Below are 25,441 nucleotides of genomic sequence, written 5' to 3' on the forward strand. Positions count from 1 at the left end.
CCGATGCGACCCTCCGCGATTCCGCGAGTTCCCGCCGGATCCCGACGGCGCGCTGCGCCTTGCCCGCAATCGCGCGCACGCGCCCCAGGCTCCGCCGAGTGCACCAGACAAGGCCGCATCGCCGGGACAACTGAATCCACCTTCAAGGACACGCATGATCGAGAACCGCGAACGCTTCGAACGCACCCTGGCCCTGTTCGATGCCGCCAATGCCGAGGATCCCAACCTGGACGAAGGCCAGCCGAAGGAGCTCCTGTACGGCCGGCGCATGTCGGAGATGCTCGCCCGCTTCGCGCCGGACGCCTCAGAAGCAGCGCAGCTGGCCGTGCGCGCCCAGCACATCCGGCGCTGGACGGTGCCGCGCAGCAGCTATCCGATGAACAAGGAGGGCTATCACGCGTGGCGCACCGGCCTCTATACCTTCCACGCCGACACCGCCGGCGAACTGATGCGCCAGGCCGGCTACGACGAAGCCATGATCGAACGCGTGAAGAAGGCGGTCGGCAAGCGCGGCATCAAGGTCAATCCCGATTCGCAGATGCTGGAGGACACGGCCAACCTCGTCTTCATCGAGCACTACATGCTGGCCTTCGCGCAGAGCAAGCCCGAGTACGACGAGGAGAAATGGCTGCAGATCATTCGCCGCACCTGGGGCAAGATGTCGAAGTCCGCGCAGGATTTCGCGCTGGCCGGCAGGATCCGGCTGCCCGAGCCGCTGGTGCCGCTGATTACGAAGGCGGTGAGCGGTGAGCGGTGAGCGGGGAGCGGGGAGCGGGGAGCGGGGAGCGGGGAGCGGGGAGCGGGGAGCGGGGAGCGGGGAGCGGACAGGATTCTCTGCTGACCGCTGACCGCTGACCGCTGACCGCTGACCGCTTACCGCTTACCACTTACGCTTGCCACTCACCCCCCACTCCACCCCGCCGTGCCCTTCTGGATGAACTCGATCGGGTAGCCGTCGGGATCCTCGATGAAGGCGATCACGGTGGTGCCGTGCGACATCGGCCCGGCCGGGCGCAGCACCTTGCCGCCTTTGGCCGCGGCTGCGTCGCACGCGGCGTAGGCGTCGTCGACCTCGATCGCGATGTGGCCGTAGCCGCTGCCGACCTCGTACTTGTCGACGCCCCAGTTGTAGGTCAGCTCGAGCACCGCCGTCTTGTCCTCGGTATCGTAGCCGACGAAGGCCAGCGTGAACTTGCCGCCGGGATAGTCCTTGCGGCGCAGGAGCTTCATGCCGAGGACGTGGGTGTAGAACTCGATCGAGCGGTCGAGGTCGCCGACGCGCAACATCGTGTGCAGGATACGCATGTTGATCAAACCTGAAACAGGGAGTGCCCCATTTTGCGCAACTCGGCACGCCTTGCCAATGCATCGGGGCACAGTTGGGCGACCTGCGCCCAGAAGCGCGGCGAATGGTCGAGATGGACGAGGTGCGCCAGTTCGTGTGCGGCGACGTAGTCGATCAGCGCCAGCGGCGCCTGCACCAGCCGCCAGTTCAGGCGGATGTGGCCGCGCCGCGTGCAGCTGCCCCACTGCGTCTGCGCGTCGGACAGGGCGAAGCGGCTGGGCGCGCGCCCCAGCCGGCGTGCGATGCGCGCAAGCCGCCAGGCCAGCAGACGTTCGGCGCGGGCAAGCAACCAGTCGCGCACCAGTTCCCCGGCATCCGCATCCAGCGGCGCGTACACACGCAGCGTGTCACCGTCCCGCCGCACCTCGTGGAAGAGCGAGTGCCGGACATCGAGCCTGAGCCGGCGCCCCAGATAGCGCAGTTCGTTCGCGGCCCCCGATTCCGCCCGCTGCATGCCCGCGTGCATGCGTGACCAGGCGCGCTGCAGCCAGTCGCGCTGCTGCCGCACGTAGGATTCGATCTCGGCACGGGGGGTCCAGCTCGGCGCATGGATGCGCACTTCCTGCGCGGTGACGGTCAGCCCGAGCGTGCGGCGACGCCGCGAACGGCGCAGCTGATACGGAACGGCAGCGTCGCCGATCTGCAGGACGCCGCTATTGGTGTGCGGCAGCAGGGGGGAGCCTCGCCATCTCGGTTTCGATCCACTGCTCGACGGCGCGCGTCAGCTCGGCCGCCGTCTTGCCTTCGGTCGGGATCGCCGGCCCGATGCGCACGGTCACCGTGCCTGGCCGCTTGACGAAGGCATTCCGCGGCCACACCTCGCCTGCATTGTGCGCGACCGGCACGATGGGCGCTCCGGTTTCCGCCGCCAGCCAGCTGCCGCCGATACCGTAACGCCCCTTCTCGCCCGGCGCGACCCGCGTGCCTTCCGGGAACACCAGCACCCAGAAGCCCTGCGCGAGCTTGTCCTTGCCCTGCCTGACGATCTGCTTCAGCGCCTCGCGCCCGGCGCTGCGGTCGATCGCGATCGGATTGAGCAGCCGGAAGCCCCAGCCGAAGAACGGCACTTTCAGCAGCTCCTGCTTGATGACGGGGGACACCGGCGGAAACAGACAGAGGAACGCGACCGTTTCCCAGGCCGACTGGTGCTTGGCGAGGATGATGGCGGGCTCCTTTGGCAGGTGCTCCAGCCCTTCGACGACGTAACGGATGCCGAGCAGCTGCTGCGCGAGCCAGATCACGATGTGGTTGTAGCCGGTGATGAGCCGGTAGCGCGCATGGGCGGAGAACGGAAAGCTGAACAGCGCCACCATGCTGAAGAAGATCGTCAAGGCGGTCTGCAGGACCGCGAAGATCGCCGAGCGGACCCAATTCATGCGGCGGCCTTGAGCAGGTGGTCGACGGCCTCGCTGAGGTCGGCGAACACGGGCGTGCCCTCCGGAAAACCGCCTGCCGCCAGCGTCTTCTCGCCCTTGCCGGTGCGCACCAGCATCGGCCGCGCGCCGACGCTGGCCGCGGCCAGCAGGTCGCGCAGCGAGTCGCCGACCGCCGGCACGCCGTGCAGGTCGCGCCCGTAGCGCGCAGCGATCTCCTCGAACAGGCCCGATTTCGGCTTGCGGCAGCCGCAGTTCATGTCGGCCGCATGCGGGCAGTAGAAGACGGCGTCGATGCGCCCGCCCGCCTGCGCCACCGCCTTGTGCATCTTGGCGTGGATCGCATTGAGCGTCGCCATCTCGAACAGCCCGCGCGCCAGTCCCGACTGGTTGGTCGCCACCACCACGCGCCACCCCTCGCGCGTCAGCCGCGCGATCGCCTCGAGGCTGCCCGGGATGGGCCGCCATTCGTCGGGCGACTTGATGAACTGGTCGGAGTCGAAATTGATGACGCCGTCGCGGTCGAGAATGATGAGCTTCATGCGCGAAAGTTTACGCTGCCAGACGCGACAAGTCCGCCACCCGGTTCATGGTCCGGTGCAGCTGGTTCAGGAGCGCAAGCCGGTTCGCCTTGAGCGCGGGATCGTCGGCGTTGACCATGACGTGGTCGAAGAAGGCGTCGACCGGCGTCTTGAGGGCGGCGAGCTTCTGCAGCGAAGCCGTGTAGTCCCCCGCTTCGAAGGCCGCGTCGGCCTGCGGGGCGATCTCGCCGAGCGCGGCGAACAGCGCCTTTTCCGCATCCTCGACGAAGCGCGCCGGGTCGGCTTTGTCGCCCACTTCGCCTTCGGCCTTTTTCAGGATGTTGCCGACGCGCTTGTTGGCGGCGGCGAGGCTCTCGGATTCGGGCAGTGCCGCAAACGCACGCACAGCAGTGAGCCGTTTCGGAATGTCGCCCAGGCGTTGCGGACGCAGACTGACGACCGCATCGACCTCCTGTGCCGAATAGCCCTGCTCGCGCAGCATCCCGGAAAGACGCTCAAACATGAATACGGCAACCTGATTCGCATCGTCTTCGGAGAAACCGCGAATGCCCGCCGCCACGAAGAGAAGTGCATCAAGATTCAGCGGCAGGTCGCGTTCGATCAGCATGCGGATGACACCCAGCGCATGGCGCCGCAGCGCGAACGGATCCTTGTCGCCGGTGGGTTTCTCTCCGATCCCGAACATCCCCACCAGCGTTTCAAGTTTGTCGGCCAGCGCCACGCACACGCCGACGTCACTGCGCGGCAGTTCGTCGCCAGCGAAGCGTGGTTTGTAGTGGTCCTCGATTGCAAAGGCGACGTCGTCGGACAGACCATCGTGCTGCGCGTAATAACGCCCCATGATGCCCTGTAGCTCGGGAAACTCACCGACCATATCGGTAAGCAGGTCTGCCTTGGCCAGTTTCGCGGCCATGCTGACCGCCGATTCGAGCCGCTCGTCTCCGAGCATCGCCGCAATCCCGACGGCAATCAGCTCAACCTTCTGGCTGCGCTCACCCTGGGTACCGAGCTTGTTGTGATACACAACTTTCGCCAGCCCCGGCACCCGATCCGCCAGCGTCTTCCTGCGGTCCTGGTCGAAGAAAAACTTGGCGTCGGCCAGGCGCGGACGCACCACGCGCTCGTTGCCGCCGATGACCGCGGATGCATCGTCGGGCGAGATGTTGGAAACGATCAGGAAACGGTTGGTCAGCCTGCCCGCCGCGTCGAGCAGCGGGAAATACTTCTGGTTCGCCTTCATCGTGAGGATCAGGCATTCCTGCGGCACCTCCAGGAAAGCCTCCTCGAACTGGCCGACGAGCACGTTGGGGCGCTCGACCAGCGCCGAGACTTCGTCCAGCAGCGCGTCGTCCTCCACCGGCGTGAGGCCGAGCGGCGCAGCGGCGGCCTCGAGCTGACGCACGATCTCGGCACGACGCTCGGAGAAACTGGCAATCACGGCGCCCTCGGTCGCCATCTGCAGCGCGTAGCAATCGGCGTTGGTCAGCGCGACGGGATTCGCGCGCGCCTCGAAGCGGTGTCCCTGCGTCATGCGACCGGCCTCGAGACCCAGCACCGACACCGGCACGACGTCGGCGCCGTGCAGCGCGACGAGACCATGCACCGGGCGCACGAAGTTGACCGTGCTCCAGCCGTCGGCCAGCTGATAGGTCATCACCTTGGGAATCGGCAGCTTCGCCATCGCGGCCTCGATGGCTTTTTGCAGGCCTTCGGCCAGCGCGACGCCCGGCGCGACGCTGTCGTGGAACAGCGCCTCGTTCTTGCCTTCGCCTTCGCGACGCAGCGACGCGACCGCGGATGCGTCAGCGCCCAGCGCAGCGAGGCGCTTCAGCAGCGCCGGCGTCGCCTGGCCGTTGGCATCGAGGCCGACCGACGCCGGCATCAGCTTGGTCGACACCGGCTTGTCGGCGGCGCGCGCCAGCACCCCGTGGACGTGGGCGCCGAGCCGGCGCGGCGAAGCGAAATTCACAACGGCCGCGCCCGCTTCGGCGAGGCCCTGCGCGACCAGGCTTTCCGCAAGCGCGGAGGCGAAGGCCTCGCCCAGCCTCTTCAGCGCCTTGGGCGGCAGTTCTTCGGTGAACAGTTCGACGAGGAGGTTTTGCGCGCTCATTACGCGGCCTCCTTCTTGGCCAGCATGGCCTGCACGTCCTCGGCCCAGTCGCGCGGCGCCATCGGGAAGCCGAGCCGTGCGCGGCTGTCGAGGTAGCTCTTCGCCACGCTGCGCGCGAGGTTGCGGATGCGCCCGATGTAGGCGGCGCGCTCGGTGACCGAGATCGCGCCGCGCGCGTCGAGCAGGTTGAAGGTATGTGCCGCCTTCAGCACCTGTTCATACGCCGGCAGGGCCAGCTGCGCGGCCATGAGTTCCTGCGCCTTCTTCTCGTGCGCGCCGAACGCCGTCAACAGGAAGTCGACGTCGCTATGCTCGAAGTTGTAGGCGCTCTGCTCGACTTCGTTCTGGTGATAAACGTCGCGGTAGGTCAGTCCCTCGGTCCAGGTGAGGTCGTAGACGCTCTCGACGCCCTGCAGGTACATCGCCAGCCGCTCGAGGCCGTAAGTGATCTCTCCGGTAATCGGCTTGCAGTCGATGCCGCCGACCTGCTGGAAGTAGGTGAACTGGGTGACTTCCATGCCGTTCAGCCACACCTCCCAGCCCAGCCCCCAGGCGCCGAGCGTGGGGTTCTCCCAGTCGTCCTCGACGAAGCGGACGTCGTTTTGCTTGAGATCGAAACCGAGTGCCTCGAGCGAGCCGAGGTAGAGCTCGAGGATGTCGGCCGGTGCCGGTTTCAGCACCACCTGGAACTGGTAGTAATGCTGCAGGCGGTTGGGGTTGTCGCCGTAGCGGCCGTCCTTGGGACGGCGGCTGGGCTGCACGTAGGCGGCCTTCCACGGCTCGGGCCCGAGCGCGCGCAGGAAGGTCGCGGTGTGCGAGGTGCCGGCGCCGACTTCCATGTCGTAGGGCTGCAGCAGCGCACAGCCGCGCTCGCCCCAGTAGCGTTGCAGGGTGAGGATGATGTCCTGGAAGGTGGGTTTCACGTCGTCTGAACGGCTTGTCGGGAAAACCGCGATTTTAGCGTGGTTGGCGGGATTTCTAGGCGCCGGCGGCTTCCAGCGCCTCGATTTCGGCCGACAATTCCAGCCAGGCCTCCTCCTCGCGCGCCAGTTCCTCGTTGAGCTGCGCAAGCGTCCCACCGGCCTCGGTGATGGCCTCGACCGACAGCGTGCCCGACAGGCGCGCCTCCAGCGCGTCCTTTTCCGCGTGCAGTTCCGCCATGCGCGCATCGAGCTTGTCGAGCTTCTGGCGCAGCGCCTTGAGCCGCCCCGCGGAGGGCGGGCGCCGCGGCGCGGGCGGCGGCGCGGCCGGTTTGGCCGCCATCTCGACCGCCTTCAGGCTGTCGCGCACGCGCTTCGCTTCCTCCAGCAGGTAGCGCTGGTAATCGTCGAGGTCGCCGTCAAAATCGGTGACGCCGCCGCGGCTCACCAGCCAGAACTCGTCGCACACGGCGCGCAGCAGCGCGCGGTCGTGGCTCACGAGCATGAGCGTGCCTTCGAATTCGTTGAGGGCGACCGCCAGCGCCTCGCGTGTGGTGAGGTCGAGGTGGTTGGTCGGTTCGTCCAGTAGCAGGAGATTGGGCCGCTGCCATACCAGCATGGCGAGCACCAGCCGCGCCTTCTCGCCGCCGCTCATGGTGCCGACTGGCTGGGCGACCATGTCGCCCGTGAACTGGAAGCTGCCGAGGAAGCTGCGCAGGTCCTGCTCGCGGGTGCTGAAGGCGCCGCTCGAATCAACGGCGACGGTGTCGCGCGCGAGGCGGATCATGTGGCCGAGCGGGGTGTCGTCGGGGCGCAGGACATCGAGTTCCTGCTGGGCGAAGTAGCCGATGTTGAGGCCCCTGCCCTCGACGATCTCACCGGAAATCGCCGGCAGCACGCGAGCGATGGTCTTCACCAGCGTCGACTTGCCCTGGCCGTTGGCGCCGAGGATGCCGATGCGCTGGCCGGCGAGCACGGAACGGTCGACGTGGCGCACGATGACGGTGTCGCCATAGCCGGCGGCGACGCCGTTCAGCGTGAGCATGGGGTTGGGCAGCGCCTGCGGCTCACGGAATTCGAACGTGAAGTCGGCGCTGGTGAGCACCGGCGCGAGCTTTTCCATGCGCTCCAGCGCCTTGACCCGGCTCTGCGCCTGCTTGGCCTTGCTCGCCTTGGCCTTGAAGCGGTCGATGAAATCCTGCAGGTGGGCGATCTTGTCCTGCTGGCGCGCGTAGGCGGCCTGCTGCAGCAGGAGCTGCTCGGCGCGCGTCTCCTCGAAGGTGCTGTAGTTGCCGCCGTAGCGGGTGAGCCGGGCGTTGTCGATGTGCAGCGTGACGTTCGTCACCGCGTCGAGAAATTCGCGGTCATGGCTGATGACGATCAGCGTGCCCGGATACTTTTTCAGCCAGGCTTCCAGCCAGACCAGGGCGTCGAGGTCGAGGTGGTTGGTCGGCTCGTCGAGCAGCAGCAGGTCAGACGGGCACATCAGCGCACGCGCGAGCTGCAGCCGCATGCGCCAACCGCCGGAGAAGCTGTCCACCGGCCGATCCAGCTCGCGCACCTGGAAGCCGAGGCCCAGGATCAGCGCCTGCGCACGCGCCCGCGCGTCGTGCGATCCCGCGTCGTGCAGCGCCGTGTAGGCGTGCGCCATGCGTTCGCCGTCGCCGCTCGCCTCGGCCGCAGCGACCTCGCGCCGCGCCTCGGCCAGCCGGGTGTCGCCGGCGATGACAAAATCGGTCGCCGAGTCGGCCGTTTCCGGCATGTCCTGCGCCACCTGCGCCAGCCGCCACTGCGGCGGCATCGAAAAGTCGCCGTGGTCCTCGTGCAGGCTGCCGTTGAGCAGCGCGAACAGGCTCGACTTGCCGGCGCCGTTGCGGCCGACCAGGCCGACTTTCTCGCCGGGATTGACCACTGCCGAGGCGTCGTCGAGCACGAGCTTGGCGCCGCGCCGGAGGCTGAGGTTCTTGAGGAGGATCATGCGGAGGAAACCTGCGACATACGCCCGCGCGGGCCAAAGCGGGATTCTACCCGAGCACGTCAGCCGTCCCGCGTCGCGCCGCCGGGTGTCCGGCGCTTCGACGCGGGGTGACGGTTTTCCGTCAACCGCCCGCGTCGACGCCGACCGCCAGCCTCACGAGGAAATTTCAAGCAATTGTTTCATATGGAATTTTTCTCGCATCCGGGCGCGCATGACGGGTGGCACAGGCATTGCACGTAGTGAGGCAAGCAACCCGCGACAAGGAGTCCATCATGAAACTGCAATTCGGCCAAAACCAACTGGTTCTCGAACTCAGCTCCTCGCCCTTCGCCTGGTTCCACGGCCAGACCGAACGCATGAGCCTCACCAGCCTGTCGCTGCTGTTCGTGCAGTTCTCGCTGTTCGCACGCCAGCCCGCCGCCTGATGCAAGTCGGAAGGACCACCAGCGTGAGCATCAACCTGTCCCGTTCGCCGCTGGGCTTCTTCAGCGGCAGCACCTGCCGCATGTCGATGTTCAGTCTCACGCTGCTGTTCATCGAGTTCAGGGTGCTGCGGCGCACGTCGGTGCACTGCACCTGAGGCCCCGGCCAACCCGGCGTCTCCCTCTCCCCACCCCTCTCCCGCCAGCGGGCGAGGGCGCGAACCAAAGCTGCGCCGCCCGGAATCATCAACGGCGAATTTCCAGCACCGCCTCCAGCCCGCCGTGCGGGCGGTTGTGCAGCAGCACCTTCAAGCCATTCGTCTCCGCCAGCTGGCGCACGATCGCCAGCCCCAGCCCGGTCCCGCCGGTTGCCTGCGAGCGTGACGTCTCCAGCCGGTAGAAGGGCCGGAACACCTTTTCCAGTTCGTCGTTCGGGATCCCCGCACCGGAATCGCGGACGATGACCCGCACCACGTCGTCGGCGCATGCCAGAACGAGCTCGACGGGCGTGCCGCCGCCATAGCGCTGCGCATTCTGCACAAGGTTCGACACGATCTGCCGCACCGCCAGGCGCCCCGCCACGACCATGCAGGGTGCGGCGCCGCTCCAGGCGATTCCGGCATCGCTCGCCGTTTCCTCCAGCAGGCCCGCGAGATCGAAGCGCGCCTTCGGCTCCGCCTGGGTCGTGCGCGCCAGTTCGAGGTAGCCGGTAATCAGCTTGTTCATTTCGGCGAGATCGCCGACTGCACGATTGATCCGCGCCGGGCTCGGGTCGTCTCGCAGCATTTCCAGGTTGAGCTGCAGGCGCGTCATCGGCGTGCGCAGATCGTGTGAAATCCCCGCCAGCAGCGTCGTCCGGTTGTCCAGCAGCGCCCGCACCTCGGCCGCCATCGTATTGAAGCGACGGGCCAGCTCGGCCAGTTCGGCCGGGCCGGTTTCCGGCAGGGGCTCCGGCAGCTCGCCGGCGCCGACCTGCCGCGCCGCGGCAGCGGCGCGCCCCAGCGGAACGGTGAGGCGGCGCACCAGAAACACCGCGGTCAGCAGGCTCAGCAATGCGCCCAGGCTGATGACGGCGATGGCGGCGAGCGGCGGCTTGACCGCGTAGCGATCGGGAAAGAAGCCGACATGCAGGTCGTGCCCGCCCAGCGGGATGTCGAGCCAGACCGCCCGCGTCCCCGGCACGCCGTGCAGCACCACGTCGTCATTGATGCGGCGGCCCAGCGCTGCCTCGATCTGCGCGCGGAAGGCGAAATGCGGCGCGTCCGCGGTCGCTGCGACGCCCTGCGCCGTCAGGCGCAGGCCATGGCGGCGCGCCAGTTCGCGCTCGAACGCCGCGCGCGTCGGCGGCGGCAGCTCGACCCAGGTCTGCGCCGAAAGGACGATCAGTCCGGCGAGATCGTCGGCCGAACGCTCGGCGACCGGGACGATGAGCGTGCGGTAAACGACCCAGAACGCCGCGGCCTGGAACACGACGAAGGCGAGCGCCAGCGTCAGCGCGGTGCGCGCGAACAGCGAACGGGGCAGCTTCACCCTTTGCCCTGCGGCACGAACAGATAGCCCTGCCCGCGCTGCGTGCGGATGTAGGCCGGATTCGCCGGGTCGTCCTCGATCTTCTTGCGCAGCCGGTTGACCCGCACGTCGATGCTGCGGTCGAACGGGTCGCGCTCGAATCCCCGCAGCTGGTCCATCAGCCAATCGCGCGAGAGCGCACGGTTGGCGTGGGTGACGAAGATCTCCAGCAGCTCGTATTCGCCCCCGGTGAGCGGAATTTCGGCATCACCACGGGTCAGGGTGCGCGCATCGAGATTGACGCTGAACGGGCCGAAGCGGACGAGCCGCGGGTTTTCCCCTCCAGCCGAGCCAGGCGTGCCGCGATCCTGGCGCCGCAGCACCGCCCGGATGCGCGCCAGCAGTTCGCGCGGATTGAAGGGCTTGGGCAGGTAGTCGTCCGCGCCGACCTCGAGGCCGATGATGCGGTCGATGTCCTCGCCCTTGGCCGACAGCATGAGGATGGGCGGGAAACCGGGCTGGGCGCGCAGCCGCCGTGCGACCGAAAGGCCATCCTCGCCGGGCATCATCCAATCGAGCACCAGGAGGTCGGGCAAGCGCGCGGCCAGCAGGCGTTCCAGCCCTGCCGCGTCGGCCGCGGTCTCGACTGCGTAGCCCTGGCTCGTGAGGTATTCGGCCACCAGCTCGCGGATGCCCGGATCGTCGTCGGTCACGTAGATGGTGTGCGTTTCCATGCGCAAACTATAGCAGCGCCATTGCGCGCCCCTTACCCATCCCGTTACACACTGTTACAAAATCACGCCTGCGCGAAACAGTGCGCTTACTTTCCTCAACCACACTGCGAAGCGTGGCCGGCCGACCCGCCGCCCACGGAAATGGAGACCACGATGGACACACGATGCACGCGGATTGTCGGGCTGGCCGCACTGGGACTGGTGATCGCCGCCCCGGTTCAGGCAGCGCCGCATTTCACCGACCCGATGTTCCTCGTGGCTGCGCGTGACCGCGGCGAAGAGATTCGCCAGGACCGACGCGACGAGCGGCGCGATGAACGCCGCGGCCTGCGCCGCGACGTCGAACGCGAAGGACCGCAAGGCTACGGCTACGGCTACGAGCGGCGCCAGCAGCAGCGCTTCGAGGACGACCGCCGCCAGCGTGACCGTCGCTGACCGCCCCCTATTCGAGGCAACCAGGAGAGAAGCATGAAAGTCCGCACTGTCAAACACGCCGCCCTGCTCGCCGCCTTGCTCGCAGCGAGCGGCACGGCCCTCGCCAGCCCGGGCTGGGGCGACGGGTTCACCGCACGCGCCCGGGTGATTTCGAGCACGCCGATCTACGACACGATCAACGAGCCACACCGCGAATGCTGGACCGAAACGGTCGGCTACGAGACCCGCAGCTATCGCGACGGCAGCGGTGGCGGCGCGATTCTCGGCGCCATTGCCGGCGGGCTCCTCGGCTCGACCGTCGGCAAGGGCGACGGCAGGGTCGCCGCCGCCGCGGTGGGCGCCGCCACGGGCGCCGTGGTCGGCGACCGCTGGAACGGCGGCGGCACGCGCTACGAAGAAACGCGCCCGCGCCAGGTCGAGCGCTGCCGCGTCCGCGACGACTACCGCCAGGTGATCAGCGGCTACGACGTGCGCTATCGCTTCCAGGGCCGCGTCTACGCCACCCAGCTGCCGTACGATCCGGGAAGGTGGCTGACGCTCAACGGGAATTTCGATGTGATCGACGACCCGCGTGACGGGCGCCGGGACGACCGTTACAACCGGTGGGACAACTGACGTCCTCGTCGCGAACCTGAAAGGAGACGAATCATGTTGCGCAAACTGCTGACCGCTGCCGCCCTGCTCGTTGCGTCAGGCGCGAGCTTCGCCCATGGCGGCGACTATGGCTACGGCCGCGTCATCTCGGTCGAACCGAGTTTCACGATCTCGTTCGGCACGCGCGCGCCGGACGGCTTCCGGGTGCTCTACGAATCCGGCGGCTACCGCTACTGGACGCATACGCCCTACTATCCCGGGCGCACCATCGTGGTTCCTGCGCCCTACCCTGTGGAGCGGGTCTATTACGGCGGCTACCGGCGCGATTGGGATGACCGCCGCTGGGACGACCGGGGCTGGCGACGCGAGCGCTGGGAGCATCGCCACCGCCATCATGACGACGACGATGACTGAACCCGCGATGCCCGCCGGCCATAGCGGCGCCTCGCGCCCGAATCACTCGTGGTGAACGACGAAGGCGAGTTCGGTGGTGAAATTGCCGATGCCGCGGTGGTTGGTCAGGGTCCAGCCGGCGTCCTTCAGGTGATGCGTCAACTGACGCGTCATCTCCGGATTGCCGCAGATCATGACGCGGTCGTGCGCGGGGTCGGGGGCAGGCAGGCCCAGGCGCCGCGACAACTCGCCGGAGCGAAACAGATCGCCGCCGCGTTCCGGCGTCGGGAAAGCTTCGCGCGTGACCGTCGGGACGTAGCGCAGCTGCGGGTTGGCGAGCGCCTCGATCTCCGATCGATACGCCAGCTCGGCGACCGTACGGACCGAATGCACGAGCACCACGCTCTCATAGTGCGCATAAAGTCGCGGGTCGCGGATCAGGCTCATGAACGGGGCAAGCCCGGTGCCGGTCGCGAGCATGTAGAGGGTGCGTCCGGGCAGTACGTGATTGCGCGTCAGCGAGCCGGTCGCCTTGCTGTTGACCCACACGCTGTCGCCGGGGCGGATGTTCACGAGATGGCTGGTCAGGGGCCCGTCCGGCACGTGGATGCTGAGAAATTCCAGATGGTCATGGGCCGCCGTCGACACGATCGAATACGCGCGCGCCACCAGCTTCCCTTCACGCTTCAGGCCAATGGTGACGAATTCGCCGTTCTCGAACACGAAATCCTGCGGCCGGCTGAGGGTGAAGCTGAAGGTCCGCTCCGACCACGGCCGGACCGATTGCACGGTTTGTTCGCTATAAGGCATGGGATGTCCTGACGTCTGAAGGGCGATCCCGGCAACGCGGGACGCGGTTGCGCACCTGCCGGACTTGAGCGGTTCGACGCCGCGCCACGGCGACAGTTCCACCCCGCCGCACGATTCCCCTTCTCGGGTTGGGGCGACCGTCCTGCTCACCCCTTGATGCAGACCAGCGGCTTCAGCTTCGCGACCTTGCGCGCCAGACCTGCGCGATCGGCTGCGTCGACGACCGCGCTGACGTCCTTGTAGGCGCCCGGCGCCTCCTCGGCCACGCCGCGCAGCGAGGGGCTGCGGATCAGCACCCCCTGGCTCGCCAGTTCGTCGACCAGCGCACGGCCGCGCCACTGGCGCGTTGCCTGATGGCGGCTCATCGCGCGCCCGGCACCATGACAGGCCGAGCTGAAGGCGCGCGTCCTGCCCGCCTCGGTGCCGACCAGGATGTAGGACGCCGTTCCCATGCTGCCGCCGATCAGCACGGGCTGGCCGACATCGCGAAGGTCGGCAGGCAGCGTCGGATGCCGGGGGCCGAAGGCGCGCGTCGCCCCCTTGCGGTGGACGTAGAGCTGGCGCGTGCGGCCGTCGACCGTATGCGGTTCGAGCTTGCAGGTATTGTGCGAGACGTCGTAGATCAGGCCCAGGTGCGTGCCGGGAAAGACATCGGCAAAGACCTCGCGTGCAAGATGGGTGATGACCTGCCGGTTGGCGAGCGCGCAGTTGATGGCCGCGCGCATGGCACCCAGATAGGCCTGCCCGAGCGGTGACTTGATGGGCGCGCAGGCGAGTTCGCGGTCGGGGAGCTCGATGCCGAAGCCCGGCGCGGCGACCACCATCTGCCGCAGGAACTCGGTGCCGATCTGATGCCCAAGCCCGCGCGAACCGCAGTGGATGCTCACCACCACCTCGCCGACGCGCAGCCGCAAGCGGTCGGCCGCCTGGCTGTCGTAGATTTCGGCGATTTCCTGCAGTTCGAGGTAGTGATTGCCGGATCCGAGCGTGCCGATCTCGTCGCGCTGGCGGCGCTTGGCATGCTCGGAAACCTCGCCCGGCTCGGCGCCCGACATGCAGCCGTGCTCCTCGATGCGCTCGAGGTCGGCCGCGCTGCCATAGCCACGCTCGACCGCCCAGCGCGCGCCGCCGCGCAGCATCGCATCCATCTCGTTGGCGTTCAGGCGCAGCTGGCCGGTGCTGCCGACACCGGCCGGAACATGCGCGAACAGATGGTCGGCGAGACGCTGCTTGCGCGGTTCCACCTCGGCGGCCGTGAGTCCCGTATGCAGGGTGCGCACGCCGCAGGAGATATCGAAGCCCACGCCGCCGGCCGACACGACGCCGCCCTCGTCGGCATCGAACGCCGCCACGCCGCCGATCGGGAAGCCGTAGCCCCAGTGCGCGTCGGGCATGGCGTAGGCCGCCTCGACGATGCCCGGCAGCGTCGCGACGTTGGTGAGCTGTTCCAACACCTTGTCGTCCATCTCGCGGATCAGGCCCGCATCCGCGAAGATCACCGCCGGCACGCGCATCCCGCCGACGGGCTCCACGCGCCATTCGACTTCCGACACCTGGCTGAACCGGGCAAGGTCCATCTCGGCCCCCGTATCTTCTAGACGTCCACCACGCACTGGGCGAGCCAGCGATCCGACTCGTCCTCTCTGACTCTCAGCTCAGTATAGGTGGCGCCCTTGATCTCGACGGCCGGCTGGTGCCGTGCCGGATCGACCGTCTCGCCCCACGCGGTGCCGTGCAGGCGATGGCCTTCGAGGTTCACCTCGAAGCGGGCGAACAGCATATGGCGCGCCGCCATTTCGAGGACCAGCGCATTCAGCCAGTCGACCAGCAGCATTTCATTGTCCGGGGCTTCACACTGGACATCAACCGCCTCCCTCGGCACCACGCCGGCCGGGTCGGTCACCACCGCGGTCATCGCCAGCGCGGCCTGTTCGAACGCCGCGGCGAGCGTCGGCCCGATGCCGCGCACCCCGATGTCGGCCCCGTGCGGGAAATGTTGCCAGTGCGGCCGCAGTGCGCCAACCGCCTCGGCCCGCGCCTGGAACACGGCCTCCCGGATGTGCGCAGGTGCGACGCGCTTCGCCACGGCACCCGCATCGACTGCCTGCGCCGCACGCAACGCCTGCCGCAGATGATCCAACGCCGGGAAAGGCCTTTCCTCGTAGCCCGGCCGCCCGCGAAAATCGCACTCGCACGCCTGCAGGAATTCCTCGAAGCGCGCTGGCCGGCGAAACGCATCGACACGCTCAAGCAGTTCGACGAGCGTGCCGGGGCGCAGCTCCAGCGCACGGTGCACCATGCCATGCTCGCGCGCGACCGCGACGGCGAGCTCGCGGCATTCGGCCGGCACGCGAATGCGATCGCAGAGCGCGCGCACCAGGTCGACGGCCCGGGCTTCGTGGCCGACATGACGGGGCCAAAGCTCCGGTGGCGTCGCCCCCTTGCCGAGATCGTGCGTCAGCGCCGCGAAGCGGACCGGGAGGCTCAATCCCTGCTGCGCGGCCCAGTCGACGACACGCATCACGTGCACGCCGGTATCGATCTCGGGATGGTGCTGCGCGGGCTGCGGCACTCCGAACAGGCGATCGATCTCGGGAAACAGCCGGGCCAGCGCGCCGCACGCGCGCAGCGTCTCGAACATGCGCGAGGGTCGCGCCTCCATGAGCCCGCGCGCGATCTCCTGCCAGACGCGCTCCGGCACCAGCGCGTCGACTTCGCCGTTGTCGACCATCTGGCGCATCAGGGCATGCGTTTCGGGCGCGACCGAAAAATCGGTGAAGCGCGCGGCAAAGCGAGCCACCCGCAGGATGCGCACGGGATCTTCGGCGAAGGCTTCACTGACGTGACGGAACACCTTGTCGGCCAAATCCTGCCGGCCACCGTAGGGATCGACGAGCGTGCCGTTCTCGTCCTCCGCGATCGCGTTGATGGTGAGATCGCGCCGGCGCAGGTCCTCCTCGAGCGTGACGTCCGGCGCGGCATACACGGTGAATCCCTTGTAGCCGCGTCCCGATTTGCGCTCGGTACGCGCAAGCGCGTACTCCTCGCGCGTCCGCGGATGCAGGAAGACAGGGAAGTCCTTGCCGACCGGGAGAAACCCTTGCGCAACCATGTCGTCCGGGGTCGCGCCGACCACGACGTGATCGCGATCGGCCACTGGCAGTCCCAGCAACCGGTCCCGCACGGCGCCGCCGACGACATAGCTCTTCATGGCGGCGCGATGGAATTACCGGTGTGCGCTCTCGCGATAGTCCTCGTACCGGGCGCGCGGCGTGTCGGCACGCAGGTACTCGGGGGCGATCGCCTCGAGCGAGGCCGGCTGGAAGGCAAACACCGCGGGCCAGCCGCCGCTGCACACGTTGTCGGTGGTCATGGCGTAGTAGTTGTCGCGCGTCATCAGCTTCCTGCCAGGCTTGAACTCGAGCGCCCATGCCTGGAAGTACGACATCCAGGGGCCGAGCGCGACGATGCTGCGCTTCTTGCCGATGACGTTGCCGACGTAGGCCACGAGTTCGCCCAGCGTGTAGGTCTTAGGGCCGCAAAGCGGGTACGTCTGGCCGAAGGTGGCGGGGTTGTCGAGGCTGTCGGCGAAGGCGTGCGCGACGTCTTCCACGTAGACGGGGGCGAAGCGGCTCCCGGCTGCCGCGAGGGGCACGACCGGAAAGGTCTTGAGCAGGCGCGCGAACATCGACAGGAAGGAATCGCCCCGGCCGAATATCACGGACGGGCGGAAGATCGTGACGTCGAGGCCGTAGCCATGGATGAACTTGGGGCCGTTGAGGTACCAGTTCTCGTGCTCGCTGTGGCGCATGCCCGCCTCGCGCACCAGCGCTTCGCCGATGCCCTTGGAACGCTGGTAGGCGGAGCGTGAATTCGGATCGGCTCCCAGCGCGCTCATGTGCAGCAGGCGGTGCACGCCCGCCTCGCCCATGGCGTGGATGAGCTTGCGCACCAGCTCGACATGGACCTTCTGGAAATCGCCCCGCCGCGCGCTCGGCAGGTCGATGCGGCCGACCTTGTCCTCGTGGAGGATGCCGACCAGGTTGATGACCGCGTCCATGCCGCGGAAATTCTGGATCAGGGCCTGCTGGTCGTGGACGTCGGCCTCGACCACCTCCACCGTCGGCAGCAGGATCAGTTCCTTGGCCATCTCGCGGCGGTGGGAGAGCACGCGAACGTGGAGCCCGCGCGCGGCGAGCTGGCTGACCAGCTGGGTGCCGACGAAGCCGGACCCGCCGAGGATGCAGATGCGTTGAATCTTCATGTCAGGACTGGAAACGGAGTGGGAAGCAAGGCGGATTCTAATCGTCCGGCTGTTCGACTTCCAGCGAGGTATCCGGCTCCGTCGCCGGTACGGCGATCTTGCGCGCCGGAATCATGCCCAGCCGGTCGGTCAGCAGCGAGGACGGCTGGCCGAAGCGGGCAGCATAGTACATGGCGTTGCTCATCACCTTCTTCACGTAGTCGCGCGTCTCGGCGAACGGGATGGCCTCGATGTAGACGGCGGCCTCCATGGGCTGCGTGCCGCGCCAGCGCTGGGCTCGCGCGGGGCCGGCATTGTAGGCTGCGGTCGCCAGCACGGGCGAGCCGTCGAGCGAGGACTGCACGTGCTTGAGATAGTAGGCGCCGAACTGGATATTTGTGGCCGGGTCCCGCATCTCGTCGACATGGAAGCGCCGGATGCCGAGCCGCTGGGCGATCCAGCGTGCGGTGGCCGGCATGATCTGCATCAAGCCCGAGGCGCCGACGCTTGAGCGTGCCACGTTCACGAAGCGGCTCTCCTGCCGCATCAGGCCGAAGACCCAGGCCTCGTCGATGCCGTTTTCGCGCGCGGCCTTCTGCGCCTCGGCGCGATACGGCGCCAGGAAGCGCAACTCGAAGTCGTGCAGTTCGCGCGTCCGCTCCGCCGTCTTGATCGCGCAGTCGTACCACCCTGCCCGCCGGGCGAGTTCGGCAGCCGCCAGCAGCTGGATATCCGAGAATTCGCGCGTCGCCCAGTCCCACTCGAGGGTGGCGTCGTAGCGCAATCCCAGTTCATGCAGCGCCATCGCACGCACGATGCCCGCCTGCCGGGCGACGGCGGCGATATCGTCGCCCCCCGCCTTGATGTTGATGGCCGGCGCCTGCATCACCGGCCCCAGCTCTTCCTGCGCGAGCTGCCCGTAGTAATGATGCTCGCGCGAGAGCGGCAGCAGCAGCGCATTCGCCGCCGCACGCCGGCCGTTTTCCAGCAGGGCGCGTGCCAGCCAGTAGCGCCAGGCCGGCTGCTGGCGGGTGGCGTCGCCCATGCTCTCGATGGCGCGCTGCACCGTTTTCCAGTCCCCCGCCAGCAGGGCGGCGCGCACCCACCATTCACGCTGGAAGTCGCTCACCGCGACGTCCCCTGCCTGCCGGAACCAGGTCAGCGCGCCGGCCTCGTGGCGGCGCGCGGCCCAGGTCGCAAGCCGCGCCCAGGCGGTGCGCAAATCGTCCGCATTGAGCTGGGAGGCGAACTTGCGCAGGGCGCGCTCGGCCGCCGCGGAGTCGCGACGCGCCAACTGGTCGAGCGCGTAGAGCGCGATCTCGCGATCGCCCCGCTGCCCGAGGTCGAGGCTTGCGCCGTTCAGCAGGCGCGCGGGGTCGCGGGTGGCCTGATCCAGCCGCACAGGGGATAGCCGCTGCGCCTCCGGCAGTGCGCTCGCAACGGACTTGGCCACGCCCGGGTTGCCGGCTTCCAGGGCCAGCCGGATGCGTCGCCAGATGTCGGCCTCACCGAGGAGGCCGGCCTCCATCAGCTGCTGAAACAGCGGGCTGCAGGCGGATGGCATGTCGCGTCCCGTGTACCACAACGCGATTGCCTCCTTCTCGTGGCTGCGATTCCCCAGCGCCCATTCCGCCCGATAGGCATAGCAGCGCAGCATGGTGTCCGGCTTGACGAGGCGCACGTACTCGCCGAGGTACGCCGGCCACGCCTGGCGCGCGCCGAGCGACTTCAGCCAGTCGGCGCGCACGGCCTCGGCCAGGCGGCTGCCCGGGTAGCGCGCCAGGAAGTCGGCGATGCGCGCATCGTCGGTGCGGCCCGACAGCATCAGCTGCCAGTATTCGACATAGGGCGCCAGGACATGGTCGGGGGGAACGTCGCGTGCCGCCCGTGACAGTTCGGTGGGCTTGCGGGCGGCATAGGCCTCCTGCGCGCGCTGCACGGCGTCATCGCCCGGCGCCGCCCACACGGCCGTCACACTCATCACGGCCAGCAGGAAAAGAAGAACGGATCGAAGCATGGTGCGAGGGTAACATGCGCCCGCCATGCCGCCCGGGACAGGCAGCGGCGGCGGGGCCTTGCGGCGCGGGTGCCGGCTTCAGTGCAGGAACAGCCGGTACGCCGGATTGCGGGACTCGTCCCAGTAGCGGTAACCGAGTTCGTCGAGGAAGGTCCTGAACGCCGGCTTTTCCTTGTCCGGCACCTGGATGCCGACCAGCACCCGGCCATAGTCGGCGCCATGGTTGCGATAGTGGAACAGGCTGATGTTCCAGCCGCGGCTCATGCTTTGCAGGAACTGCATCAGGGCGCCCGGCCGTTCAGGGAATTCGAAGCGGTAGAGGGCTTCGTTGACGACTTCCGGCGCGCGGCCGCCGACGAGGTGGCGCACATGCAGCTTCGCCATTTCGTTGTCGGTGAGGTCGATCGCCTCGAGACCGTGGCGCTGCAGCAGCTCGACTACGCGCGCACTTTCGCCTGCACCGGGAACCGACAGCCCGACGAACACGCGCGCCACCTTGGGGTCGGAATAGCGGTAGTTGAACTCGGTGATGTTGCGCGCCCCGAGCAGGGCGCAAAACGCCTTGAAGCTGCCGGGGGTTTCCGGAATGGTGACAGCCAGCACGGCCTCGCGCTTCTCGCCCAGTTCGGCGCGCTCGGCGATATGGCGCAGGCGGTCGAAATTCATGTTGGCGCCCGACGCGATCGCAACGAGCGTCTTGCCCCTGAGCCTGTCGCCGGCGATTGCGGCCTTCATGCCCGCAATCGACAAGGCGCCGGCCGGCTCGAGGATGGAACGCGTGTCCTCGAAGACGTCCTTGATCGCCGCACAGATCGCATCGTTGTTGACGCGGATGATTTCGTCGACGTAGCGCTGCGACAGGCGGAAGGTTTCCTTGCCAACCTTCTTCACCGCGACCCCATCGGCGAAGATGCCGACGCGCGGCAAGGTGACGCGTGTGCCCTTGCAGAGCGAGCGCGCCATCGCGTCGGCGTCGTCGGGCTCGACGCCGACGATCTTGATTTCGGGCCGCAGCCGCTTGATATAGGCGGCGATGCCGGCGATCAGGCCGCCGCCGCCGACCGGCACGTAGACCGAGTGGATCGGCCCCGGGTGCTGGCGCAGCAGTTCCATCGCCACGGTACCCTGGCCTGCGATCACGTCGGGATCGTCGTAGGGATGGACGAAGGTCGCCTTGGCTTCCTTGGCGATCTGGTTGGCGTGGGCCCAGGCATCGTCGTAGCTGTCTCCATGCAGGATGACCTGCGCGCCGCGCGCGGCCACGGCGTCGATCTTGATTTTCGGCGTGGTCACCGGCATGACGATGATGGCGGTCGCGCCGAGTTTTTGCGCCGCCAGCGCCACGCCTTGCGCGTGGTTGCCGGCCGACGCCGCCACGACCCCGCGCGCAAGCTGTGCCGTCGTCAATTTCGCCATCTTGTTGTAGGCACCGCGACACTTGAACGAAAACACCGGTTGCAGGTCTTCGCGCTTCAGCAGGATGCGGTTGTTGAGGCGGGACGACAGATTGTGCGCCTCGTCGAGCGGCGACTCGATCGCCACGTCGTAGACGCGCGAGGTCAGAATGCGTTCGAGGTAATCGTCAGGTTGACTCATGGCGGCGGGGGCGTTTGTAAAAAAGGGGCGATGCCGCTATCTTAGCGGGCTGCATCCAAATCGACGAAACGATCATGACTCAGGACGAAATGAAGCAAGCCGTGGCGCGTGCTGCGGTGGATTATGCCAAGGGCGGCATCATCGGGGTAGGCACCGGCTCGACCGCCAACCATTTCATCGACGCGCTGGCCGAGGTGAAGGGCCGCATCGACGGCGCCGTCGCCAGCTCGGAAGCGACCGCCACGCGCCTGAAGGGCCACGGCATCCCGGTGCTGGACCTGAACAGCGTCGGCGAACTCGAGATCTACGTCGACGGCGCCGACGAGATCACCGAACACTTCGCCATGGTCAAGGGCGGCGGCGGCGCGCTGACCCGCGAGAAGATCGTGGCCGCGTGCAGCAAGCAGTTCATCTGCATCGCCGACGAAAGCAAGCTGGTCGGGGTGCTCGGCACGTTCCCGCTGCCGGTCGAGGTAATCCCGATGGCGCGCTCCTACGTCGCGCGGGAACTGGTGAAGCTGGGCGGCCAGCCGCGTCTGCGCGAGGGCTTCACGACCGACAACGGCAACCTCATCCTCGACGTGCACGGCATGTCCATCGTCGACCCGGTATCGCTGGAAACGGCAATCAACCAGATCGTCGGCGTGGTAACCAACGGCCTGTTCGCGCGCCGTGGCGCCGACGTGCTGCTGCTCGGCACGCCCTCCGGCGTCAAGACCTACAAGAAATAATCCTCACTGCGACTGCGGGGGCCCGTCTTCGGGCTCCTGCTCCTCCGCCGGCACCCGGTATTTCTCGGTTGCCCACTGCCCCAGATCGATGAGCTTGCAGCGCTCGCTGCAGAACGGCTTCCATTTGCTTTCCGCCGTCCACGGAACCGCCGCACCGCACGTCGGGCAGGTCACGACGGGCGGCTTGGCCGGCTTCACAGGGTGCAGAAGGTCAGGTCGAAATCGACCGACACATCGGCGCAGGTCCGCATCGCCCCCGGTCCCGCATGCACGAACCGGATGTTGAGCATGTACTTGTTCGCGGACATCTCGGGCACGCAGGGCAACTCGTCGACGAGCGTCACGCGGATGAGCTGCGGGTTGCGCGATTCGAGCATGCGCTGGTAGGTGCCGTTCTTCGCATGCTGGAGTTCCGGCTGGCCGCTGTCGCGCAACAGGCCCAGCACGATGCCGACCGCGGAACGGATCGAGGAAAACGGTGCCAGCCACTGCTGCAGCTGCCTGACGCGCACGTCCGCAGCCTGGTGCAGCCAGTAATGGTAGGAGGGCAGGTCGAACTCGCACATACCGCCCGGGATGGCGGCGCGCTGCTTGATCGCCATCAGCCAGTCGTCTTCACGCAGATGCTGTCCGACCTTCCCTGGAAGCTGGTACATGCCCTGGTGGGCCGCTTCGATCGCGGCGAGAACCTGCTCGAGCGTCGCGCCCTGCACGTGCGGGTTGCCGCGCAATGCCGCGAGCACCGCCTTCTGCCGGTCGAGTTCCTGCAGCAGGTCCGACTTGAGGTCGGCACGCGCCGCCACCTCGGCCATCTCGAACAAGGTCAGCAGGGCGGCATGATGCGCGTGGGGATCGGGCGACGCGGCGTAGGCGTCGAAGCGATCGAACAGATCTTCGAGCCGCAGCAGCGTACGGATGCGTTCGCTGAGGGGATATTCGTAGTGGATCACACCGCGACGCGTGGGTTGGGTTCAGGCGATTGTCGCCGATCCATGCGGAAAATCAAGACGAGCATGCCGCTGCCAGCGCGAGATAGCGCAGATGAAGGGCGGCGATCGCCGCGTTCAGCTCGGAGGGTGTCGCCGTGTTGACGATCACGTCGTCCGCGGCGGCGAGTCGAGCCGCCCGACCGGCCTGGGCAGCCAGAATCGCCTTCACCTCGTCCGCAGCGAGGCCGCTGCGGGTCATCACGCGTGCGATCTGCAGCTCTTCCGGGCAATCGATCACCAGCACGCGATCCAGCGCATCCCGGTAGGCGCCCGTTTCCACGAGCAAGGGGATGACGACCAGCGCATAGGCGGCGTTCAGGGTTGCGAGCGTCTGCTCGACGATCTTCCGGATGCGCGGATGCAGGATGGCTTCCAGTTGGCGACGGGCGGCGGGGTCGGCGAACACGCGCCGGCGCAGCACCGCACGATCGAGCGTATCGCCCGCCTGCATCACCGACTCGCCGAATGCGGCACGGATCGCCCCGAGCGCCTCGCCGCCCGGGGACGTGAGCTGCCGCGCGATCACGTCGGTATCGACGACCGGCACGCCGAGTTCGGCAAAGAGGTCGGCGACCGTGGACTTGCCCGAACCGATGCCGCCGGTCAGGCCAACGGTGAACATCAGAATTGTGCGAGGTAGGCCCGCGTCAGGTCGGCGCCGAAGAACAGCGCGACCAGCCCGCCACCCGCCAGATAGGGGCCGAACGGAATCGGCACGCGCCGATCATGCTTGACCAGCACCACCATCCCGATGCCGATCACTGCGCCGACAACAGAGGACAGCAGCAGGGTAACGGGCAGCATCTGCCAGCCCAGCCAGGCGCCGATGGCCGCCAACAGCTTGAAGTCACCGAAGCCCATGCCGTCCTTGCCGGTCGCCAGTTTGAACAGCCAGTACACGGACCACAGCAGCAGATAGCCGGCGACGGCCCCGACGACGGCATCGGGCAGGCTGGTGAACCGGGCATCCAGATTGAACAATAGGCCTGCCCACAGCAGCGGAAGCGTGAGGCTGTCGGGCAGCAGCGTGGTATCCAGGTCGATGAACGCCAGCGCAACCAGCGCCCAGACCAGCAGCAGCGCCCCGGCGGCCTGCACGCTCCAGCCCCATTTCCAGGCGACGGCGGCCGAAAGCAGTGCCGTCAGGAGTTCCACCAACGGGTAGCGGGCACTGATCGGCGTGCCGCAGCCCGAGCAGCGCCCTCGCAGCCACAGCCAGGACAGCAGCGGGATATTTTCCAGCGCCGTGATCTGGTGGCCGCATTGGGGGCAGGCCGAACGCGGCACCCAGAGGTTGTAGCGGTGCGCCTCCGGCGCGGCTTCTCCGCGCAGTTCGGCGCATTGCGCCTTCCACTCGGCCTCCATCATTCTGGGCAGGCGATGGATGACGACATTCAGGAAGCTGCCGACCAGCAGGCCGAACAGGAAAACCAGCCCCGTGAAAAGGGCTGGCGCCGCCAGCAGCAAATCCATCAGCCGACCACCGAACCCATCTTGAAGATCGGCAGATACATGGCGATCACCATGCCGCCGATCAGGGTGCCGAGCACCACCATGATCATCGGCTCCATCAGGCTCGACAGCGCCTCGACGGCGTCGTCGACCTCCGCCTCGTAGAAGTCGGCGACCTTGCCCAGCATCGAATCGAGCGAACCCGACTCCTCACCGATGGCCGCCATCTGCAGCACCATGTTGGGGAAGCGCCCGGTATTCTGCATCGCGACCGTCAGGGCCGTGCCGGTCGCCACCTCGCCGCGGATCTTGTTGGTCGCCTCGACGAAGACCTGGTTGCCCGACGCCCCACCGACCGATTCCAGCGCTTCGACCAGCGGCACGCCCGCCGCAAACATCGTCGCCAGGGTGCGGGTCCAGCGGGCGATCGTCGCCTTCTCAATGACCGGGCCGAAGATTGGCAACTTGAGGATCAGCTTATCCATCGTCATCTGCATCTTGCGCGAACGCTTCCAGGCCTGGAAGAAGGCATACAGACCGCCGCCGATCACGCCGAAAATGACCCACCAGTACTTCACGAAATAATCCGAAATCGCCATCACCACCAGGGTCGGCGCCGGCAGGTCGGCACCGAAGCTGCTGAAGAGATCCTTGAACGCCGGAATCACGAAAATCATGATGATCGCGGTGATGACGAACGCGACCACGATAATGGAAACCGGATAGAACAGCGCCGACTTGATCTTGCTCTTGATGGCGAGGATCTTTTCCTTGTAGACCGCGAGACGGTCGAGCACGCCCTCGAGAATACCGGCGGCTTCGCCAGCGCCCACGAGGTTGCAGAACAAGGCGTCGAAATACCGAGGATGGCGGCTGAAGGCTTGTGTGAGGCTGCTACCCTTCTCGATATCGGCCTTGATCTCGAGCAGCAGGCGCTGCATCGAGGGATTGGAATGGCCGCGCGCGACGATCTCGAACGCCTGCAGCAGCGGCACCCCGGCCTTCATCATGGTGGCCAGTTGACGCGTGAACAGCGTGACGTCCTTGTCAGTAATCTTCTTCGCACTGCTGAACAGAGCACTCTGCTTCCGGACCTTGGTGACGGTGATGCCCTGCTTGCGCAGTGTCGAATTCACCATGGCTTCGCCGCCGGCCTGTAGCTGCCCCTTGACCTTCTTGCCGCGCTTGTCCATGCCCTCCCACAGGAAGGTTGCATTCTTGACTGCCTTTGCCGCTGTAGCCATAAAA

27 protein-coding genes and 1 pseudogene are annotated in these 25,441 nt (G+C 67.4%); 7 read left to right on the forward strand and 21 right to left on the reverse strand.

Annotation, left to right across the window (positions count from 1 at the left end; translation table 11 throughout):
- Window positions 1-154 precede the first annotated feature (154 nt).
- Complete coding sequence (locus VA613_RS12475; RefSeq protein ID WP_324779341.1) at window positions 155-757, forward strand: DUF4202 domain-containing protein; 603 nt, start codon at window positions 155-157, stop codon at window positions 755-757.
- Between the two features lie 143 nt (window positions 758-900).
- Here the strand turns inward: VA613_RS12475 and gloA are convergent, their stop codons facing one another.
- The 7 genes from gloA to VA613_RS12510 are packed head-to-tail and all read right to left on the reverse strand — an operon-like array spanning window position 901 to window position 8,268.
- Window positions 901-1,305 carry a lactoylglutathione lyase gene (gene gloA, locus VA613_RS12480; RefSeq protein WP_324779342.1) on the reverse strand — a complete coding sequence of 135 codons (405 nt, stop codon included), beginning with the start codon at window positions 1,303-1,305 and terminating at the stop codon, window positions 901-903.
- Between the two features lie 5 nt (window positions 1,306-1,310).
- Window positions 1,311-2,018 (reverse strand): M48 family metallopeptidase, encoded by a 708-nt coding sequence (locus tag VA613_RS12485; RefSeq protein WP_324781251.1) that lies wholly within the window; start codon window positions 2,016-2,018, stop codon window positions 1,311-1,313.
- Window positions 1,999-2,721, reverse strand: coding sequence for a lysophospholipid acyltransferase family protein (locus tag VA613_RS12490; protein ID WP_324779343.1), 723 nt, complete (start codon window positions 2,719-2,721; stop codon window positions 1,999-2,001). Before VA613_RS12490 ends, VA613_RS12485 begins: the two co-directional genes overlap by 20 nt.
- The gene (gmhB, locus tag VA613_RS12495; RefSeq protein WP_324779344.1) at window positions 2,718-3,260 is read right to left on the reverse strand and encodes a D-glycero-beta-D-manno-heptose 1,7-bisphosphate 7-phosphatase; all 543 of its coding nucleotides are present in this window, start codon (window positions 3,258-3,260) and stop codon (window positions 2,718-2,720) included. The genes VA613_RS12490 and gmhB overlap by 4 nt, the downstream gene beginning before the upstream one ends.
- A gap of 10 nt (window positions 3,261-3,270) precedes the next feature.
- Window positions 3,271-5,370, reverse strand: a complete 2,100-nt coding sequence (gene glyS, locus VA613_RS12500; RefSeq protein ID WP_324779345.1) for a glycine--tRNA ligase subunit beta — start codon at window positions 5,368-5,370, stop codon at window positions 3,271-3,273.
- A complete protein-coding gene (gene glyQ, locus VA613_RS12505; RefSeq protein ID WP_324779346.1) occupies window positions 5,370-6,293 on the reverse strand; it encodes a glycine--tRNA ligase subunit alpha in 924 nt (307 codons plus the stop codon). The genes glyS and glyQ overlap by 1 nt, the downstream gene beginning before the upstream one ends.
- 55 nt (window positions 6,294-6,348) lie before the next feature.
- Window positions 6,349-8,268: an ABC-F family ATP-binding cassette domain-containing protein gene (locus VA613_RS12510; RefSeq protein WP_324779347.1), complete on the reverse strand. Its 1,920-nt coding sequence runs from the start codon at window positions 8,266-8,268 to the stop codon at window positions 6,349-6,351.
- Window positions 8,269-8,540: 272 nt separating this feature from the next.
- Between VA613_RS12510 and VA613_RS12515 the strand changes: the two genes are divergently transcribed.
- Both VA613_RS12515 and VA613_RS12520 read left to right on the forward strand, forming a co-directional pair.
- A complete protein-coding gene (locus VA613_RS12515) occupies window positions 8,541-8,693 on the forward strand; it encodes a hypothetical protein (protein WP_324779348.1) in 153 nt (50 codons plus the stop codon).
- A gap of 23 nt (window positions 8,694-8,716) precedes the next feature.
- A complete protein-coding gene (locus tag VA613_RS12520) occupies window positions 8,717-8,848 on the forward strand; it encodes a hypothetical protein (protein WP_324779349.1) in 132 nt (43 codons plus the stop codon).
- A gap of 88 nt (window positions 8,849-8,936) precedes the next feature.
- Here the strand turns inward: VA613_RS12520 and VA613_RS12525 are convergent, their stop codons facing one another.
- Together VA613_RS12525 and VA613_RS12530 are read right to left on the reverse strand one after the other, a co-directional pair.
- Window positions 8,937-10,220, reverse strand: coding sequence for an ATP-binding protein (locus tag VA613_RS12525; protein ID WP_324779350.1), 1,284 nt, complete (start codon window positions 10,218-10,220; stop codon window positions 8,937-8,939).
- Window positions 10,217-10,933 (reverse strand): response regulator, encoded by a 717-nt coding sequence (locus VA613_RS12530; RefSeq protein ID WP_324779351.1) that lies wholly within the window; start codon window positions 10,931-10,933, stop codon window positions 10,217-10,219. The genes VA613_RS12525 and VA613_RS12530 overlap by 4 nt, the downstream gene beginning before the upstream one ends.
- A gap of 153 nt (window positions 10,934-11,086) precedes the next feature.
- Here VA613_RS12530 and VA613_RS12535 point away from each other — a divergent pair, with 153 nt between their 5' ends.
- The 3 genes from VA613_RS12535 to VA613_RS12545 are packed head-to-tail and all read left to right on the forward strand — an operon-like array spanning window position 11,087 to window position 12,376.
- The gene (locus VA613_RS12535; RefSeq protein ID WP_324779352.1) at window positions 11,087-11,368 is read left to right on the forward strand and encodes a hypothetical protein; all 282 of its coding nucleotides are present in this window, start codon (window positions 11,087-11,089) and stop codon (window positions 11,366-11,368) included.
- Window positions 11,369-11,401: 33 nt separating this feature from the next.
- On the forward strand, window positions 11,402-11,983 hold the full coding sequence (locus VA613_RS12540) for a glycine zipper 2TM domain-containing protein (RefSeq protein ID WP_324779353.1): 582 nt from the start codon (window positions 11,402-11,404) through the stop codon (window positions 11,981-11,983).
- A gap of 33 nt (window positions 11,984-12,016) precedes the next feature.
- Entirely contained in the window at window positions 12,017-12,376 is a 360-nt protein-coding gene (locus VA613_RS12545; RefSeq protein ID WP_324779354.1) for a hypothetical protein, read from the forward strand.
- Window positions 12,377-12,418: 42 nt separating this feature from the next.
- Here VA613_RS12545 and VA613_RS12550 read toward each other — a convergent pair whose 3' ends face one another.
- The 7 genes and pseudogenes from VA613_RS12550 to ilvA form a co-directional block, all read right to left on the reverse strand.
- Window positions 12,419-13,165 carry a ferredoxin--NADP reductase gene (locus VA613_RS12550; RefSeq protein WP_324779355.1) on the reverse strand — a complete coding sequence of 249 codons (747 nt, stop codon included), beginning with the start codon at window positions 13,163-13,165 and terminating at the stop codon, window positions 12,419-12,421.
- 146 nt (window positions 13,166-13,311) lie between these two features.
- Window positions 13,312-14,742, reverse strand: coding sequence for an RtcB family protein (locus VA613_RS12555; protein WP_324779356.1), 1,431 nt, complete (start codon window positions 14,740-14,742; stop codon window positions 13,312-13,314).
- Between the two features lie 17 nt (window positions 14,743-14,759).
- The gene (locus tag VA613_RS12560; protein WP_407702887.1) at window positions 14,760-15,179 is read right to left on the reverse strand and encodes an archease; all 420 of its coding nucleotides are present in this window, start codon (window positions 15,177-15,179) and stop codon (window positions 14,760-14,762) included.
- Window positions 15,180-16,376: pseudogene (locus VA613_RS12565) on the reverse strand (multifunctional CCA addition/repair protein); the annotation flags it as partial.
- Window positions 16,377-16,391: 15 nt separating this feature from the next.
- Complete coding sequence (locus VA613_RS12570; protein ID WP_324779357.1) at window positions 16,392-17,429, reverse strand: complex I NDUFA9 subunit family protein; 1,038 nt, start codon at window positions 17,427-17,429, stop codon at window positions 16,392-16,394.
- A 37-nt stretch (window positions 17,430-17,466) separates the two neighbouring features.
- Window positions 17,467-19,425, reverse strand: a complete 1,959-nt coding sequence (locus VA613_RS12575) for a lytic transglycosylase domain-containing protein (protein WP_324779358.1) — start codon at window positions 19,423-19,425, stop codon at window positions 17,467-17,469.
- 78 nt (window positions 19,426-19,503) lie between these two features.
- Entirely contained in the window at window positions 19,504-21,021 is a 1,518-nt protein-coding gene (ilvA, locus tag VA613_RS12580; RefSeq protein WP_324779359.1) for a threonine ammonia-lyase, biosynthetic, read from the reverse strand.
- 74 nt (window positions 21,022-21,095) lie between these two features.
- Here ilvA and rpiA point away from each other — a divergent pair, with 74 nt between their 5' ends.
- Window positions 21,096-21,752 carry a ribose-5-phosphate isomerase RpiA gene (gene rpiA, locus VA613_RS12585; RefSeq protein WP_324779360.1) on the forward strand — a complete coding sequence of 219 codons (657 nt, stop codon included), beginning with the start codon at window positions 21,096-21,098 and terminating at the stop codon, window positions 21,750-21,752.
- Window positions 21,753-21,755: 3 nt separating this feature from the next.
- Here the strand turns inward: rpiA and VA613_RS12590 are convergent, their stop codons facing one another.
- The 5 genes from VA613_RS12590 to VA613_RS12610 are packed head-to-tail and all read right to left on the reverse strand — an operon-like array spanning window position 21,756 to window position 25,437.
- Window positions 21,756-21,950 carry a DNA gyrase inhibitor YacG gene (locus VA613_RS12590; RefSeq protein WP_324779361.1) on the reverse strand — a complete coding sequence of 65 codons (195 nt, stop codon included), beginning with the start codon at window positions 21,948-21,950 and terminating at the stop codon, window positions 21,756-21,758.
- Window positions 21,947-22,702: a cell division protein ZapD gene (zapD, locus tag VA613_RS12595; RefSeq protein ID WP_324779362.1), complete on the reverse strand. Its 756-nt coding sequence runs from the start codon at window positions 22,700-22,702 to the stop codon at window positions 21,947-21,949. The genes VA613_RS12590 and zapD overlap by 4 nt, the downstream gene beginning before the upstream one ends.
- A 52-nt stretch (window positions 22,703-22,754) precedes the next feature.
- The gene (coaE, locus tag VA613_RS12600; protein WP_324779363.1) at window positions 22,755-23,363 is read right to left on the reverse strand and encodes a dephospho-CoA kinase; all 609 of its coding nucleotides are present in this window, start codon (window positions 23,361-23,363) and stop codon (window positions 22,755-22,757) included.
- Window positions 23,363-24,214: a prepilin peptidase gene (locus VA613_RS12605; RefSeq protein ID WP_324779364.1), complete on the reverse strand. Its 852-nt coding sequence runs from the start codon at window positions 24,212-24,214 to the stop codon at window positions 23,363-23,365. The genes coaE and VA613_RS12605 overlap by 1 nt, the downstream gene beginning before the upstream one ends.
- Window positions 24,214-25,437: a type II secretion system F family protein gene (locus VA613_RS12610; protein WP_324779365.1), complete on the reverse strand. Its 1,224-nt coding sequence runs from the start codon at window positions 25,435-25,437 to the stop codon at window positions 24,214-24,216. Before VA613_RS12610 ends, VA613_RS12605 begins: the two co-directional genes overlap by 1 nt.
- Window positions 25,438-25,441 lie beyond the last annotated feature (4 nt).

The sequence above is a fragment of the Thiobacillus sp. SCUT-2 genome (assembly GCF_035621355.1).
GTDB classification, from domain to species: Bacteria; Pseudomonadota; Gammaproteobacteria; order Burkholderiales; family Thiobacillaceae; genus Thiobacillus; species Thiobacillus sedimenti.

Bases quoted from the DNA above. Each gene is read 5' to 3' on its own strand.
- VA613_RS12475 (WP_324779341.1), top strand. From the start codon at position 155: ATGATCGAGAACCGCGAACGCTTCGAACGCACCCTGGCCCTGTTCGAT.
- gloA (WP_324779342.1), bottom strand. From the start codon at position 1,305: ATGCGTATCCTGCACACGATGTTGCGCGTCGGCGACCTCGACCGCTCG.
- VA613_RS12490 (WP_324779343.1), bottom strand. From the start codon at position 2,721: ATGAATTGGGTCCGCTCGGCGATCTTCGCGGTCCTGCAGACCGCCTTG.
- gmhB (WP_324779344.1), bottom strand. From the start codon at position 3,260: ATGAAGCTCATCATTCTCGACCGCGACGGCGTCATCAATTTCGACTCC.
- glyS (WP_324779345.1), bottom strand. From the start codon at position 5,370: ATGAGCGCGCAAAACCTCCTCGTCGAACTGTTCACCGAAGAACTGCCG.
- VA613_RS12510 (WP_324779347.1), bottom strand. From the start codon at position 8,268: ATGATCCTCCTCAAGAACCTCAGCCTCCGGCGCGGCGCCAAGCTCGTG.
- VA613_RS12515 (WP_324779348.1), top strand. From the start codon at position 8,541: ATGAAACTGCAATTCGGCCAAAACCAACTGGTTCTCGAACTCAGCTCC.
- VA613_RS12530 (WP_324779351.1), bottom strand. From the start codon at position 10,933: ATGGAAACGCACACCATCTACGTGACCGACGACGATCCGGGCATCCGC.
- VA613_RS12535 (WP_324779352.1), top strand. From the start codon at position 11,087: ATGGACACACGATGCACGCGGATTGTCGGGCTGGCCGCACTGGGACTG.
- VA613_RS12540 (WP_324779353.1), top strand. From the start codon at position 11,402: ATGAAAGTCCGCACTGTCAAACACGCCGCCCTGCTCGCCGCCTTGCTC.
- VA613_RS12545 (WP_324779354.1), top strand. From the start codon at position 12,017: ATGTTGCGCAAACTGCTGACCGCTGCCGCCCTGCTCGTTGCGTCAGGC.
- VA613_RS12550 (WP_324779355.1), bottom strand. From the start codon at position 13,165: ATGCCTTATAGCGAACAAACCGTGCAATCGGTCCGGCCGTGGTCGGAG.
- VA613_RS12555 (WP_324779356.1), bottom strand. From the start codon at position 14,742: ATGGACCTTGCCCGGTTCAGCCAGGTGTCGGAAGTCGAATGGCGCGTG.
- VA613_RS12570 (WP_324779357.1), bottom strand. From the start codon at position 17,429: ATGAAGATTCAACGCATCTGCATCCTCGGCGGGTCCGGCTTCGTCGGC.
- VA613_RS12575 (WP_324779358.1), bottom strand. From the start codon at position 19,425: ATGCTTCGATCCGTTCTTCTTTTCCTGCTGGCCGTGATGAGTGTGACG.
- ilvA (WP_324779359.1), bottom strand. From the start codon at position 21,021: ATGAGTCAACCTGACGATTACCTCGAACGCATTCTGACCTCGCGCGTC.
- rpiA (WP_324779360.1), top strand. From the start codon at position 21,096: ATGACTCAGGACGAAATGAAGCAAGCCGTGGCGCGTGCTGCGGTGGAT.
- coaE (WP_324779363.1), bottom strand. From the start codon at position 23,363: ATGTTCACCGTTGGCCTGACCGGCGGCATCGGTTCGGGCAAGTCCACG.
- VA613_RS12605 (WP_324779364.1), bottom strand. From the start codon at position 24,214: ATGGATTTGCTGCTGGCGGCGCCAGCCCTTTTCACGGGGCTGGTTTTC.
- VA613_RS12610 (WP_324779365.1), bottom strand. From the start codon at position 25,437: ATGGCTACAGCGGCAAAGGCAGTCAAGAATGCAACCTTCCTGTGGGAG.